This is a genomic window from Streptomyces luteosporeus, from assembly GCF_039532865.1.
In the GTDB taxonomy this organism is placed as follows: domain Bacteria; phylum Actinomycetota; class Actinomycetes; order Streptomycetales; family Streptomycetaceae; genus Streptomyces; species Streptomyces luteosporeus.
The window spans coordinates 150,112-164,694 of record NZ_BAAASL010000004.1; the positions used below are offsets into that span (position 1 = coordinate 150,112).

Below are 14,583 nucleotides of genomic sequence, written 5' to 3' on the forward strand. Positions count from 1 at the left end.
ACGTCTTCGTCGACGGGGGCGCTTCGGTGGATGCGGAGCGGGTGGGCCCGGCTCAGCCGTGACTGATGGCGGTCAGGACGTTGAGGCGGGCACCGCGCCGGGCGGGGGCGATGGCGGCGATGACGCCGACGACCGCGGCTCCGACGAGGTAGGCGATCATCTGCCCCCAGGGCAGGGCCAGCTCGGTGACGCCCTGGTCCTTCATCGCGTGGGCGACGGCGAGGCCGAGGACCGCACCGACCGCGAGGCCGAGGACCGCACCGAAGAGGGAGATCACCACGGACTCCGTCATGATCATGCGGACCGTCTGGCCCCGGCTGAGGCCGATGGCCCGCAGCATGCCCATCTCCTTGGTGCGCTCCAGGATGGACAGCGCCAGGGTGTTGACGATCCCGAGGACCGCGATGAGCATCGCCACGCCGAGCAGCGCCTGCACGATCATGAGCATGGCCGCGAACCCGCTGCTGAACTTCTCGATGATCTGGTCCTTGGTCTGCACGGAGACCTCGGGGCTGTCCTTGAGCAGCTGCTCGATCTTCGGCTGGACGTCGGAGACGTCGGCGTTGCCGGCGAGCTCGAAGAACGCCTGCGAGGGCAGCTTGGCCTTGAAGCCGGTCTGCGCATCGGCGAAGGGCACGACCACGCTGTTGGCGAGGCTGGAGTCATGGAAGGTGCCGGCGAGGCGGTAGTTGTGCTGCTCGCCCCGCTGCAGCTGCACGGTGACCCGGTCGCCGACCTTGAGGCCCTGGTCCTCGGCGGCCTTCGCGTTCATCACCACCGTGCCCGCGGCCAGGGCGTCGATCGCGCCGTCCTCGGCGCGCAGACCGAGGATCTCGCGAGCCTTGGCCCAGTCCTGCCAGCCGGCGACCGTGGTGGTCTCCTTGCCGACGGTTGCGGTGTCGAACATGGCGGCCGCCACCGCCTTGACCCCCGGCACCTGGGTGGCGCGGGTCAGCGCGCCCGGGTCGATGGCCGCCGAGCCGGCGGAGCCGGCATCGCCCATGGCGACCAGGTCGGCCTTGAGTTCCTGGGAGATGTCCTTGGAGACGCTGCTCTCGGAGGAGGCGGCCACGGTGCTGATCGCGGTGACCAGCGCCACGCCGATCATCATCGCCGAGGCGGTCACCGCGGTGCGGCGCGGGTTGCGGGCGGAGTTGCTGCGCCCGAGCTCACCGGGCACCGACCGGGCGAACAGCGATCCGAGCGCCCACACGGTGGGCCGGCTGATCAGCGGGGTGAGCAGGGCGATGCCCACGAAGGCCAGCAGCACCCCGGTGAGGATGGTGCCGATGCCGCTGGAGCCGAAGAGGCCGAGGGCGAGCAGGACCACGCCGAGGCCGAGCAGGATCGCGCCGGTCCAGGTCTGCTTGCGGTGCTTGCCGTCCGGCAGGGCCGCGGCGCGGATCACCGCGATGGGCGGCACCTTGGAGGCGCGCAGCGCCGGGAAGAGGGCGGAGAGCACGGTGACGACGATGCCCACCGCGAAGGCGGTGACGACGGCGCCGGCGGGCACCCCGAGGGAGGCGACCTTCAGCCCGTCGGTCGTACCGGCCAGCATGTCCGCGCCGGCCGCGCCGATGCCGATGCCGGCGGCGAGGCCCACGGCGGAGGCGACCAGGCCCACGACGAAGGATTCGAGCAGCACCGAGCCGATCATCTGCTTGCGGCTGGCGCCGATGGCCCGCAGCAGGGCCAGCTCGCGCATGCGCTGGGCGATGATGATGGAGAAGGTGTTGACGATGAGGAAGATGCCCACCAGAACCGCCACGCCGGCGAAGCCGAGTAGCATCATGTTCATCATGTCCAGGATGCCGCGGTTCTTCTGCGAGTCCTTCTTGGCGAGTTCCTCGCCGGTGAGGACGTCGAAGTCGTCGCCGAGCTGCTTGGCCACGGCCTCCTTGACGCTGTCGGCGGAGGTGCCGCGGGCGGTGTCGACGGCGATGCCGGAGAATCCGCCGGCCTTGCCGAGGACCAGGCGCTGGGCGACCGGTTCGGTGAAGGCCACGGTCTGCTCGCCGCCGATGGAGTCGCGCTCCCCGGAGTACCCGAAGACGCCGGCGACGGTGAAGGTACGCCGCGGCTCGGTGGTCAGCACGGCGATGCGGTCGCCGGCCCGGTAGCCGGCCTTCTTCGCCAGGGCCGCGTTGACGGCGACCTCGTCCTCGGTGCGCGGGGCGTGGCCCTCGCGCAGCTTCAGCAGGGAGCTCTCGCCGCGCCAGGCCTCGCCGTAGCGGGGGCCGCCGGTGGAGGGCACCAACTTGCCGTCCTTGCCCAGGGCCCGGGCGCCCTCGGCCTTGACCAGGCCGTACGCCTTGGCAACGCCGCCGACGGCCGCCACGCGGGCGACGGTGGCCGCATCGGCCGGCGGGACGACCGCGGCGTCGTCCGCGGCCCCGGCCTCGATCTTGGGCTTGTGCGCGACGTGCAGGTCCATGTCGTCGTACGCGCCGGCGAACTGGGCGTCGATGGAACGGCCGAGGGTGTCCTTGATGACCATGGCGCCGGAGACGAACATCACCGCCAGCACCACGGCCAGGCCCGACAGCAGCAGCCGCAGCTTGCGGGAGAGCAGGCTCTTGAGGGTTGCGCTCAGCACGCCGGTCACCGGCCCTTGACGTCGAGGGTGCGCATCATGTCGAGGACGGCGTCGGCCGTGGGCTCCCTGAGCTCGTCCACGATCCGGCCGTCCGCCAGGAAGATGACGCGGTCGGCGTAGGAGGCGGCGACCGGGTCGTGGGTGACCATGACGATGGTCTGCCCCAGCGTGCGCACCGAGTGCTGCAGGAACTTGAGCACCTCGGCGCCGGAGGTGGAGTCCAGGTTGCCGGTCGGTTCGTCGGCGAAGATGACCTCGGGCTGGCTGACCAGGGCGCGGGCGCAGGCGACGCGCTGCTGCTGGCCGCCGGAGAGTTCGGTGGGCCGGTGACCCAGGCGCTGGCCGAGGCCGACGGTCTCCACGACCCGGTCGAACCAGTCGGGGGAGGGCTTGCGACCGGCGATCTTCAGCGGCAGCAGGATGTTCTCCTCGGCCGTCAGCGTGGGCAGCAGGTTGAACTGCTGGAAGATGAAGCCGATGCGACCGCGGCGCAGCTTGGTGAGCTCCTTGTCGGACATGCCGCTGAGCTCGGCGTCGCCGATGTAGACCGCGCCCTCGGTGATGGTGTCGAGGCCGGCCAGGCTGTGCATCAGCGTCGACTTGCCCGATCCGGAGGGGCCCATGACCGCGGTGAATTCACCGGCGGTGATGTCGACGCTCACCCCCCTCAGGGCGGCCACCTGTGCCTCTCCCTCCCCGTACAACTTCGTTACGCCAACTGCTCGGGCGGCGATTGCGCGCTTGGTGGAAACAGTCGCGGTCACACGACTCACACTCCCCACGGGGTTCGACCTCGGACGGTGAAATGGAGACTAGAAGCGGGCCGATGGAGCCACATCTGCCAAACGGCATAGAGTCTTCCGGGTGTTGGCGGGGTGCCCCCAGCGCGCATAGAACTTTTCGATGCGCGCCTGCGCCGAATGGCAGAGCGCGCCTAGCGTTCCGGCCGATGGGACACGTCCCGCGGCGACGCTCGGAAGGACGCGCATGACAGGCACCCGGACCCTCTCCAAATACTGGATGCTGACGAACGACTTCACCCAGAATCCGTATCCGGTCCTGGAATACGTGCGCCGCGAGAGCCCCGTGCGCGAGCTGTCCCTTCCGGACGGCAGCCGGGCGTTCGTGGTCACGCGGTACGACGACGCCAAGGCCGCCCTCGCCGACCCCCGGCTCAGCCGTGACATCCATGTGCACTACCGGCTGATGTCGCAGCGCACGGGGCGGACGATGACGCCGCCGCCGGAGGAGGCCAACCACCTGGCCAACCTGGAGCCGCCGCGCCACACCCCGCTGCGCCGGGCGATCAGCTTCGCCTTCACGCCGCGCCGGGCGGAGGCGCTGCGGCCGCGCGTCGAGACGATCGCCGACGACCTGCTGGACAAGCTGGCCGGCCGGCCCCGGGCGGATCTGATCGGCGGGTACGCCGACCCGCTGCCGGTGATCACCATCGCCGAGCTGATGGGCGTGCCGGCGGACGCCTGGCCGGACTTCCTGCGCTGGTCGGCGGCGCTGCGCACGTACTCCCCCACCGACGGCTCGGGGGCGCTGGACCGCAACATCCAGGAGCTGTCGCGGTACATGTCCGAGCTGATCGCCCGCAAGGAGCGCGAGCCGGGCGAGGACCTGCTCTCGGCGCTCGTCCACGCGGACGAGGAGCGGCGGCTGACCCCCACCGAGATCCTCTCCACCGGCTTCGCGCTGATGACGGGCGGCAACGACACCACCGCCAGCCTGGTGGGCGGGGTGCTGGCCGCGCTGCTGACCCATCCGGCGGAGCGGGCGCGGCTGCTGGGCGAGCCCGGCCGCTGGGGCGCCTCGATGGACGAGCTGATCCGGTATGTGAGCCCGATCGGCAACGCCCTGCAGCGGGTGACCACCGAGCCGGTGGAGCTGGGCGGGGTGACGATCCCGGCCGGCGAGGTCGTGGTGATCTGCGTGATGTCGACCAACCGCGACACCGCGCAGTTCCCGCACCACCCGGACCGCCTCGACCTGGACCGGCCCAAGCCGGCCCACCTGAGCTTCGGCTTCGGCATCCACTACTGCTCCGGCGCGCACCTGGCCAAGGTGATCACCGAGATCGCCGCCCGGCGGCTCTTCGAGCGCTTCCCGGACGTGCGGCTGGCCGTGGACCCGGCCGAGCTGCGCTACCAGCAGAACGTGGTCGTACGCCCGCTGGTGGAGCTGCCGGTGGCGTGGTGAGGACCGCGGGGCGAGGAGCGGCGGCACCGGTCACACCGGCCGCCGCATCGCCGTGTACAGGGCCCTGAGCATGAGGATCGCGCTGACCGCGAGCATGTGGTAGCCGAGGACGGGGAAGAGCTCCAGCTCCTTGGTCAGGTGCGGGCCGCGGCCGGTGCCGAAGACGGTCAGGACGACTCCCATCAGCCCGGTGCAGGCGGCGACCAGGGTGATGGTCACCTGGTGGATCAAGCCGGAGACGAAGCGCCGCTCCCGCTCGTCGGCGAGCACCCGCACCCGTACGCCCAGCCGGCCCTCCTCCAGGGAGGCGCTGATCCGCTCCGCCCGCCGGGGCAGCCGGCGCAGCATGGGCAGGACGGAGAGGAACTCCTGCGCGGCGCTCTGGGCGAGCGAGGAGAAGGCCGGCGGGACGAAGCCGCCCGCCCGCTCGGCGCCCGGCCCGCCCGGGGTGCCGCGCCGGCCGCCGAGCCCGAGGCGGTCGGTGAGCATCGCCATGGCGAAGGAGCGGGCCTCCTCGAGCATCTTGAAGCCGGGGGCGAGCCGGGTGAGGGTGCCCTCGACGGTGGCCAGGGCCCGGAAGACGGCCGCCACCTCGGGCGGCACCGCGAGGCCGAACCGCGCGAGCATCCGGAACAGCGCCGTGAACATCTCGGTGTCGGGCTGGGCCCCGGCGCTCAGGTGCCGGGCCATGAAGCGCCCCAGTTCCCGCTCCAGCAGCAGCGGGTCGGGCATGAGGTCGTCGTCGGTGGTGGCCCGGGTGCCCAGGAGGGTGAGCAGGGCGTCGTGCAGCCCGGCCGGGTCGCCGCGGTCGACGGCGATCAGCAGTTCCTGGATGGCCAGCTGCACGGAGGGGTCGATCCGGCCGACGGAGCCGAAGTCCAGCATGCCGATGTGCCCGCTGTTCAGGAGCAGCAGGTTGCCCGGGTGCGGATCGGCGTGGAAGGTGCCCACGCGCAGGATCTGGTGGAGCACGGCGTCGAAGGCGCTGCGGGCCAGCTTCTCGCGGTCCCAGCCCTCCCGGTCGGCCAGCGGTCCGGCCCGGTCGAGGGTGACGCCGTCCAGCCACTCCTGCACCAGGACACGGGCCGAGGTGTACTCGTAGTACACGCGCGGGATGCGCACCGGTGCCTCGGGGGCGTGGCCGTCGCAGGCGTCCGCCACCGCGCCGGCGTTGCGGGCCTCGACGCGGAAGTCCAGTTCCTCGCGCACCGATTCGGCGAACCCGTCGCCCAGCTCGCGCAGCCCCAGGGCCTGGGCCGCGCGGGCCCGGGCGGCCAGGCCCCGGCTGACGGTCAGCACGATGTCGAGGTCGCGCTCGACCGTCTCGCGGATGCCGGGGCGCTGCACCTTGACGGCGACGGTGGGCCCGCCGGCCAGCCGGGCGCGGTGCACCTGGGCGATGGAGGCGGCGGCCAGCGGCACGTGCTCGATCCACTCGAAGACCTCGTCGACGGGCTTGCCCAGCTCCTTGCGGAGCACGGCCTCCACCTCCGGCCAGGGCGCGGCCGGCACGTCGGACTGCAGCCGGCTCAGCTCGTCGATGAAGTGCGGCGGCAGCAGGTCGCGCCGGGTGGACAGGACCTGGCCGAGCTTGATGAGCGCGCCACCGCACTCCTCCAGTGCCAGCCGCAGCGAGCGCGCGGAGCGCTCGCCGAATTCCCCCGGTTCCAGGGCGCGCTCCCAGCCGGTGCGGCCGCGCGCCAGCCGGCCGAGCCCGTGCCGGACGAAGATCCTGCTGATCTGCGAGTAGCGGCGCACCCGGGCCAGGCGGTCGCCCAGGCCCCGGACCGCCTGCAGCGGGCGGGCCCAGCTGCCGTGCGGCACGAAGACCTCGGCGAGCACGAGCGCGGCCATGGCGGCGAAGAGGGACAGGGCGAACTGCAGGAAGGTCAGGGCGCCGCGGTTCTCCTCGCCGCGGATCACCTGCCCGGTCACGGTGAGCGTGGCCAGCCCCACCAGGCCGGCCGACAGGGCGCGCAGCGGCCCCACCCGGATGCCCAGCAGCCGGCGCGAGGCGGCGGAGACGCCGAGCACGATGATGCCGAAGGCGACGGCGGCCGCCAGGACGAGGAGGAAGGTCACGGATATGTCGTCCACCGCAGCGGCGGCCAGTCGGGTCATCACGGCTCCCTCGGGGTAGGTCGCCGGTCAGGCTAGGGCGAAGCCACCGCCGGAACCGAGCACCGTGGCAGCTTCATGCAGCCGCGGGAATTGCCGGGAGGGCAGGCCGTGCAGCCGTCTCAGGTAGGCGTCGGCGGACGGCAGGGTCTCCAGCAGGATGCGCTGCTGGCGCCGGACGCGGGTGAAGTGGTCCTCGGCGGCGCGGCGGGAGTCGAGGCGGTGGGCGAGCGCGGGGCAGGGGGCCGGGCGGCGCACGGCGGTGGCGGCGAGCAGGGCGTGGTACGGGAGTTCGCCGGGCGCGGGCGTCAGGCCGGCGTGGTAGGCGGCCGTGCTCTCGGCGAGGGCGGCGGACAGCGGCAGGGCGTGCTGGGCGCGCCACAGGGGCGCGTCGGTGCGGGGTCCGGCGGCGTAGTGGAGGCGGGCCAGGTCGCGGGCGCGGGCGAAGCGTTCGGCGAGGGCCTGCTCGAAGCGGGCGGCCGGGGCCTCGCGGCCGGCCATGGCCGGGAAGTCGCGCACCAGGAGGTCCACGGCGTCCAGGACGTCGGCCGGGCCGGCGCCGGGCAGCGGTTCCAGGGCACAGGAGGCGGCGCCCAGCGCCACGCAGTTCTTCACCCAGGAGCGGCGGCTGCGGCCGGTGGCCAGGCGCACGTGGTGCACGGTGGCGCGGTCCGGGTCCGGGCCCCACAGCGCGCGCAGCCGCCGGGCGGCCCGGTCGGGCCCGGTGAGGTCCCCGGCGTGGACGAGGCCGGTGACGACGCGGCCGGCCAGGGGCGTGCGCCAGGCCCAGCCCTCGGGCACGGCGACGAGGGTGGTGTACGGCTCGATGCCGTGCGCGGGGTCGTGGGGGGTGGTGACGACGACGGCGCTGTCGCACAGCAATTCGTGCTGTGCGGGGACGAAGGGTTCCTTGAGGATCGCGGCCATCAGCAGGCGCTGTTCCCCGGTGCAGTCGAGGAAGAAGTCGCCGTCGATGCGCAGGCCGTCCGCCGTGTGCAGTGCGGTCAGCATTCCGTGTTCGTCGCGTTCGGCGGACTGCGGCACGCCGACGACACGGCGTACGCCGAGGGTACGGGTCGCCAGTTTCCGCAGGAACGCGGTGAACGAATGGGCGTCGGCGTGCCAGCCGTAGGGCAGTGCGGCGCGCCCGTCGAGCCAGCGCGGTGATTTCCGCGCGTCCATGAGCGGCGGCTCGCGGAAACACGCGTAGTCGAACGGTTCGAGCGTCTCGCCGTGGTACCGGCGCGTACGCCAGTGGTCGATCAGCGGAACGTCCTCGCACAGCGGCAATGGTGCGTACGGGCGGTAGAAATGGTCGGCCCAGCCGCCGGCGAGCGTGTGCGGCACGGCACTCGCCGCGTGCGGGGTGCGCCAATTGACGTACCGCGTGGCCACGTCGAACGAGGCGTCGCAGGCGCGCATCCATGTGCTCTCCAGGACCCCGAGGCCGTCGAAGAGCGCCTGCTGGACGCCCGGGGCGAGCCGGGCCGCCTCGATTGCCTCGATTCCCGCAGGTCCGGGGCCCGGTGCCGGGTCGAGGACGGTGACGCGGACGGTGCCGCCCAGTGCGCCGGCCAGGCGGACGGCCGCGGTCCACGCGTCGCGCCCTCCGCCGGCCACGACGACGTTTTCAATGAGATCGCCCATGCGGGCAGGCTTTTCCAGAGGCCTGTACGAAAGCTGTATTCCTCCTCCACCCGGCTATGGAAAGCGATACGGAAGGACGCCGGATCGCGTACAGGAGCGGGGCCGAATCTGTGGATGCGGGACCTGAGAGGGGCCCGGCCCCATACGGAGGAGGAGCAATGAACAACTCACAGAACGCCCCTGCCCAGGTTCAGCACCCGCTCGAGTTCCTCAAGGAGATCGAGCAGCAGGCGTCCCTGACCCAGGAGACCCTGCTGCGTGACAATGCGGCGCCGTGGGCCGAACTGCTGGCCCAGTACGTCGACGCGCTCACCGAGCTCGCGGCGCAGGGGAAGTTCGACAATCCCCGCGAGTACTACGGGCTCGACGACTCCCACGCGGGTGGCTGCGGCTGAGCGAGGACCGCGGAAATGCCTTCGCGGGCCGGCGCCGAAAGGCGGCCGGCCCGCGAAAGGCGAGCGGGAAAAGGAACGTTCGGAAGGAACGTTCGGAGGGAACGTTCAGAAAGAGGCGAGCGCCGGGGCGCAATGCCTCTCCCGCCCGAGGAGCCGCACGAGAGGGGCGCAGCCGTACAGCGGCCAGCCCTCCAGCAGCCCCGCGTCGGCCAGTTCCTCCAGCAGCTCCTCGGCCTCGTCGGGGCCGGTGTCCAGCAGCGCGGCGGCGTCGGCAGCGTCCAGCCGCTCCAGGCCGGCCGCCGCCAGCACGGCGAAGGCGCGGCCGGCCGGCGCGGGCAGCCGGTCGAGTTCGGTGCGCAGGGCGGTCCGTACGTCCAGGCTGCCCAGGCGCAGTTCGCCGAGCCGGCGGTCCTCGGGCGCGAGGCGGGCGGCGAGCCGGGCGGCCGGCCAGTGCGGCCGGGCGGCCAGCCGGGCGCCGGCGATGCGCAGGGCCAGGGGCAGCCGGTCGCAGTACTCGGCGATGCGCGCGGCCGCCTCCGGGTCCTGCGCGAGCCGGGCCGGCCCGGCGACGGCGGCCAGCAGCCCCACCGCCGCGGCGGGCTCCAGCGGGCCGAGCCGCACGAGGTGGGCGCCCTCCAGGGCGGCGAGCGAGGCGCGCACGCCGGTCACCAGGGTGCGGCCGGGGCCGGCGCCCGGCAGCAGCGGCCGGACCTGGGCGTCGTCGGCGGCGTTGTCGAGGACGACCAGGACCCGGCGGCCGGCCAGCAGTGTGCGGTAGAGCTGCCCGCGCTCGTCGGCGGTGGCGGGCAGCCGGTCGGGGCCGACGCCGAGGGCACCGAGGAACAGGCCGAGGACCTCGGCGGGTTCGCGGGGCGTGCCGTGGGCGGTGCGCAGGTCCGCGTGCAGCAGGCCGTCGGGGAAGTCGCCGGCGAGATGTGCGGCGGTCCACAGGGCCAGCGCGGACTTCCCCGTGCCGGGCGCCCCGGTGACCACGACGGTGTGCCCGGCCCGCAGGGCGGCCACGACCTCCGCGGTCTCGTTCTCGCGCCCGGTGAAGTCGGCGGGAGGTGCGGGCAGCGTCGCGGGCACGGTCCCGCCGGCCGGTTGGTGGGCGGCCGTGCCCGCGGGGCGGCACGGCTGGGCACCATCCGGCCCACCGGCCCGCACCGCCCCCTGCTTGGGGGGCACCGTCCCCGTGAGCACCGCCTGGTGCAGCGCCCGCAGCTCCGGCCCCGGATCGATGCCGAGTTCCTCGGCCAGGACGGCCCGCCCCTGCTCGTACACGGCCAGCGCGTCCGCCTGCCGCCCGCTGCGGAAGAGCGCCGTCATCAGATGGCACCGCAACCGCTCCCGCACCGGGTGCCGGTGCACCAGACGGGTCAGGCCGGGCACCAGTTCGTCGTGCCGGCCCAGCGCCAGAGCGGCCTCCGCGTGGTGTTCCAGTGCCGCGATCCGCGCCTCCTCCAGCCGCGGCCCCTCCGCCTCGGCGAGGTGCTCGGTGACGCCGGTGAGGGCGGGCCCGCGCCACAGGGCGAGGGCGCCGGCCAGGTGCCGCTCGGCATCCTCGTACCGCCCGGCGGCCAGGTCGGCGCGGCCGGCCTCGGCGAGCCGGCGGAAGGCGTCCCAGTCGAGGGGCGCGTCGCCGATGTCCAGCCGGTATCCGGCGCCCACGCGCTCCAGGGCGACGTCCGCGCCGAGGCGGGTGCGCAGCCGGGAGACGTACGTGTAGAGCTGGTTGGTGCTCGTGGCGGGCGGCTCCCAGCCCCACACCAGGGTGGTGAGGCGCTCGTCGGGCATGACCTTGCCGTGGGCGAGGAGCAGGGCCGCGAGCACGGTGCGCTGCTTGGCGCCGTCGAGGGCCACCGCGCGGCCGCCGGCCGTGGCCGCGACCTGCCCCAGGATCTGGAAGTCCATGCGCGAAACGCTATTGACCTGCGCTTTTTCGGGGCTGTCGGGGCGATTTCGCAGTCGGTTTCGCGGCCGCGAAAGCGAGACGAAAGCGCTGGGAAAAGGGGCCTTCCTAACGTGGTGGGCACACCGGGGCGAGCGCTCCGGAAGCAGCCGAGACCACCGTCGCGTCCCAGGAGGAACCCGTGAAGCGCCTCTCCCCCACCCTCAAGGCCCTCGCCACGACCGGGGCGGTCCTGCTGCTGTCGGCGGCCGGCACGACCGCGGCCCAGGCGGCCCAGGCGACCGGTGCGTCCCCGGCCCGTGCCGTGGCGGCCGCGCCGCACGACGACCCGTGGACGGTGGGCCCGGCCGTGGCGAAGGACGACCCGTGGACCGTCGCGCCCGCCGGCACCAAGGACGACCCGTGGACCGTGGCCCCGGCCGCCGTCAAGGACGACCCCTGGACGTGAGGCGGCCGCAGCGCCCGTCCCTCATGGCTGTACCAGCGCGAACAGCTCCTGCGAGCCCGGCACCGCGCCGCCTCGCACCACCTCCCCCAGGTGCCTCGCCCGTTCCTGCCAGAACGGCGCACCGATCCCGGCGAAGAGCTCGTCCGCGGCCGTGAAGCAGTCCGCCGCGCCGGCCGCGTCGCCGTGCAGCAGCACCAGACACCCCAGCACCATCCGGGCCCGGCCCTCCAGGTAGCGGTCCGGCACCTTGCCGGCGACCCGCAGCGCCTCGCGCACCGCCTCCTCGGCCTCCAGGGTGCGCCCCCGGCACCACAGCGCCTCGCCCAGCGCGCGCAGCGCGTGGGCCTCGCCCCGGCGGTCGCCGCCGGCCCGTACCAGGTCCAGGGCCCGCCGGCCGGCCTCCTCGGCGCGTTCCCCGTTGCCCTGGTGCAGCAGGGCCTCAGCGAGCCGGACGGTGCTCTGCGCCTCGCCGCGGGCCGTACCGAGCGCGCGGCTGCGGGCGACGGCCTCGGAGGACAGCTGCAGGCTGGCCCGGGGGTCGCCGCGTTCCAGCTCGATCTGGGCGAGCATGCCGAGGACGTGCGCCTCGGCGTACCGGTCGCCGACGGCCCGGAAGATCTCCAGTGAGCGGTGTCCGAGGTCCCGGGCGTCGTCCAGCTCGCCGTGGTGGCGGGCGCACAGCGCGAGGTTGCGCAGCACCAGCGCGCGGCCCTGGTCCTGCCCGAGCTCCTCGAACAGCCGCAGGGCGTCGGTGAGGTGGTCGCCGGCGCGGTCGTAGGACCACTCCACGATCTCCAGCGTGCCGAGCGAGTGCAGCATGACGGCCTCGCCGAGCCGGTCCCCGGCCTGCCGGGCGGCGGCGAGGGCCGCTTCGCAGGAGTGCCGCCAGTCCTCCAGGTAGTTCCGGTTCTGGAACAGGGTGACGCTGGTCATGGTCAGGTCCCAGGCGAAGGCGGACTCCCCGTCGCGGGCGGCCTGTTCGACCAGGCCGGTGATGGCGGCGCGCTCGCTCTCGAACCATTCCATGGGGTCCTGCAGCAGGCTGTCGGTCAGGTGCGCGGGCAGCGGGTGCAGGGGGGCCGGACCGTGCAGGACGGTGTAGTCGCCGCCGTACACGCGCCGGTGGGCCTCGGCGGCCAGGGCCAGCCAGGCGCCCAGCACGCGCCGCACGGCCCGGCGCAGGTCCGGTGCCGCGTCCTCGGCGAGGGCGCGCTCGCGGGCGAAGAGGCGCGGCAGGCCCGGGAAGCGGTAGCGCACGTGCCCGGTGGTGGTGCCGACGGGCACCACGAGCTGGGCGTCGACGAGTTCCTCGATGAGGTCCTCGGCGTCCAGGGGGTCGATGTCGAGCAGCGCGGCTCCGGCCCAGGCGGCGAAGTCGGGGACGTTGACGGTGGCCAGCAGCCGGAACATCCGGGCCGTGGCGTCCGGCAGGTCGCGGTAGCTCAGCCGCAGGCCGGCGCGCACGCCGCGCTCGTCGGGGCTGAGCTCGTCCAGCCTGCGATGCTGGTCCTCCAGCCGGGCGACCAGGGAGCGCACGGTCCAGTGGGGTTTGGCGGCGAGCCGGGCGGCGGCGATGCGCAGGGCCAGCGGCAGCCCGTCGCACAGCGCGCCGAGCCGGGCGGCGGCCACGGGGTCGGCGGTGAGCCGGTCGTCGCCGACGACGCGGGAGAGCAGGGCGATGGCCTCGTCCTGTCCGAGGGCGTCGAGGTGCAGGGGGACGAAGGCGTAGTCGCCGGCGAGGGCGCCGCCCATGGGGTCGCGGCTGGTGATCAGCACGCAGCAGCGGCCGGAGCCGGGCAGCAGGGGGCGTATCTGCTGGAAGGAGCGGGCGTTGTCGAGGACGATCAGGACGCGGCGGCCGTCGAGGACGCTGCGGAAGAGGGCGGTGCGCTCGTTCTGGTCGGCGGGGATCTGCGGGGCGGGTACGCCGAGCGCGCGCAGGAAGCGGTCGAGGACGGCGCTCGGCCGGCGCGGCTCCTCCTCGTCGTAGCCGCGCAGGTCGGCGAAGAGCTGCCCGTCGGGGAAGCGGACGGCGACCTGGCGGGCCCAGTGGACGGCGAGGGCGGTCTTGCCGACGCCGCCGATGCCGGTCACGGAGCCCACGGGCAGGGCGGGGCCGCCGAGGTGGTCCAGGAGGGTGTCGAGGGCGGCCAGTTCGCGCCGGCGGCCGGTGAAGGAGGCGACGGCGGAGGGCAGCTGGGCCGGCACGGTGGCGGAGGGCACGAGCGCGACCGGTTCGGCGGGCAGGGCCAGCCGGGGGGAGTCGGCGAGGATCTCCTCGTGCAGTTCCTGCAGGGCGGGGCCGGGGTCGATGCCGAGCTCCTCGGCCAGCAGCCGCCGGCCGTCGCGGTAGGTCTCCAGCGCCTCGGCGCGGCGGCCGGAGCGGTACTGGGCGAGCATGAGGTGGGCCGTGGCGGTCTCGCGCAGGGGGTGTTCGCGGACGAAGGCGGTGAGCTCGCCGATGAGTTCGCGGTGGTGGCCCATCTCCAGGCGCAGCCCGGCGTGCTCCTCGTGGACGTCCAGGCGCATCTCGGTCAGCCGGGTGGCCTCGGCCTGGGCGCGCTCGGCGGTGATGCCCTCCAGCGCGGGGCCGCGCCACATGGCGAGGGCCTCCTCGAAGTGGGCGCAGGCCTCCTCGGCGCGCCCGCTGCGGGCGGCCTCCCGGCCGAGGGCGGCGCGCTCCTCGAACTCGACGGCGTCGATGCGGTGTTCACCGGCGAAGAGCATGTAGCCGGGGTGGCTGGTGACGAGGACGTCGTCGGCGCCGACGGTGGCCTTGAGGGTCTTGCGCAGGGCGGAGACGCAGATGGCGATCTGGTTGCGGGCGGTGGCGGGCGGGCGGCCGTTCCAGACGGCGTCGGCGAGGGTCTCGACGGAGACGACGCGGTTGGGGGCGAGCAGCAGCATCGACATGATGGTGCGCTGCCGGGCACCGGTGAGCGTCACCGGCGCCCCGCCGGCGCTGATGTCCAGCGGTCCCAGGATCCGGAACACCATCTGTAGCACGAGCTGCCTCCCATGTCGCGGCCGCACCCGGGCTCCGTGCGACCCGGTTCATGCCGCTTCAAGTGCTTAACAAGGCACTGTGGGGCGGGCAACGACGCTGGCAGCTTGCTGCCGTGCCGGCCCCCTCGACATCCGGCACCCCGGCGGCTACGGCGCCCCGAAGGGGGCGCCCCATAGGGGCGCGGGGAACTGCGCGACAAGCCACGACGCGCCCGCAGGTCGAGGTGGCACGTCGGCTGCGGGCCGTCGGTGGCTG

At 73.9% G+C, this 14,583-nt stretch carries 9 protein-coding genes; 3 read left to right on the forward strand and 6 right to left on the reverse strand.

Annotation, left to right across the window (positions count from 1 at the left end):
* Positions 1 to 52: 52 nt before the first annotated feature.
* Positions 53 to 2,596, reverse strand: coding sequence for an ABC transporter permease (locus ABD361_RS06415; RefSeq protein WP_344433787.1), 2,544 nt, complete (start codon positions 2,594 to 2,596; stop codon positions 53 to 55).
* A 5-nt stretch (positions 2,597 to 2,601) separates the two neighbouring features.
* Positions 2,602 to 3,360, reverse strand: a complete 759-nt coding sequence (locus tag ABD361_RS06420) for an ABC transporter ATP-binding protein (protein WP_344433788.1) — start codon at positions 3,358 to 3,360, stop codon at positions 2,602 to 2,604.
* Between the two features lie 223 nt (positions 3,361 to 3,583).
* On the opposite strand from ABD361_RS06420, the gene ABD361_RS06425 reads away from it, so the two are divergent.
* Positions 3,584 to 4,801 carry a cytochrome P450 family protein gene (locus ABD361_RS06425; RefSeq protein WP_344433789.1) on the forward strand — a complete coding sequence of 406 codons (1,218 nt, stop codon included), beginning with the start codon at positions 3,584 to 3,586 and terminating at the stop codon, positions 4,799 to 4,801.
* Positions 4,802 to 4,831: 30 nt separating this feature from the next.
* Here ABD361_RS06425 and ABD361_RS06430 read toward each other — a convergent pair whose 3' ends face one another.
* Positions 4,832 to 6,922 carry an ABC1 kinase family protein gene (locus tag ABD361_RS06430; RefSeq protein WP_344433790.1) on the reverse strand — a complete coding sequence of 697 codons (2,091 nt, stop codon included), beginning with the start codon at positions 6,920 to 6,922 and terminating at the stop codon, positions 4,832 to 4,834.
* Positions 6,923 to 6,949: 27 nt separating this feature from the next.
* Positions 6,950 to 8,566: a tryptophan 7-halogenase gene (locus ABD361_RS06435; RefSeq protein ID WP_344433791.1), complete on the reverse strand. Its 1,617-nt coding sequence runs from the start codon at positions 8,564 to 8,566 to the stop codon at positions 6,950 to 6,952.
* A 158-nt stretch (positions 8,567 to 8,724) separates the two neighbouring features.
* Between ABD361_RS06435 and ABD361_RS06440 the strand changes: the two genes are divergently transcribed.
* Entirely contained in the window at positions 8,725 to 8,961 is a 237-nt protein-coding gene (locus tag ABD361_RS06440) for a DUF6269 family protein (protein ID WP_344433792.1), read from the forward strand.
* Between the two features lie 105 nt (positions 8,962 to 9,066).
* Here the strand turns inward: ABD361_RS06440 and ABD361_RS06445 are convergent, their stop codons facing one another.
* Complete coding sequence (locus ABD361_RS06445; RefSeq protein ID WP_344433793.1) at positions 9,067 to 10,875, reverse strand: AfsR/SARP family transcriptional regulator; 1,809 nt, start codon at positions 10,873 to 10,875, stop codon at positions 9,067 to 9,069.
* 179 nt (positions 10,876 to 11,054) lie between these two features.
* Here ABD361_RS06445 and ABD361_RS06450 point away from each other — a divergent pair, with 179 nt between their 5' ends.
* Positions 11,055 to 11,321, forward strand: coding sequence for a hypothetical protein (locus ABD361_RS06450; RefSeq protein WP_344433794.1), 267 nt, complete (start codon positions 11,055 to 11,057; stop codon positions 11,319 to 11,321).
* Positions 11,322 to 11,342: 21 nt separating this feature from the next.
* On the opposite strand, the gene ABD361_RS06455 is transcribed toward ABD361_RS06450, so the two are convergent.
* Positions 11,343 to 14,318: an AfsR/SARP family transcriptional regulator gene (locus tag ABD361_RS06455; protein WP_344433969.1), complete on the reverse strand. Its 2,976-nt coding sequence runs from the start codon at positions 14,316 to 14,318 to the stop codon at positions 11,343 to 11,345.
* Positions 14,319 to 14,583: the final 265 nt, after the last annotated feature.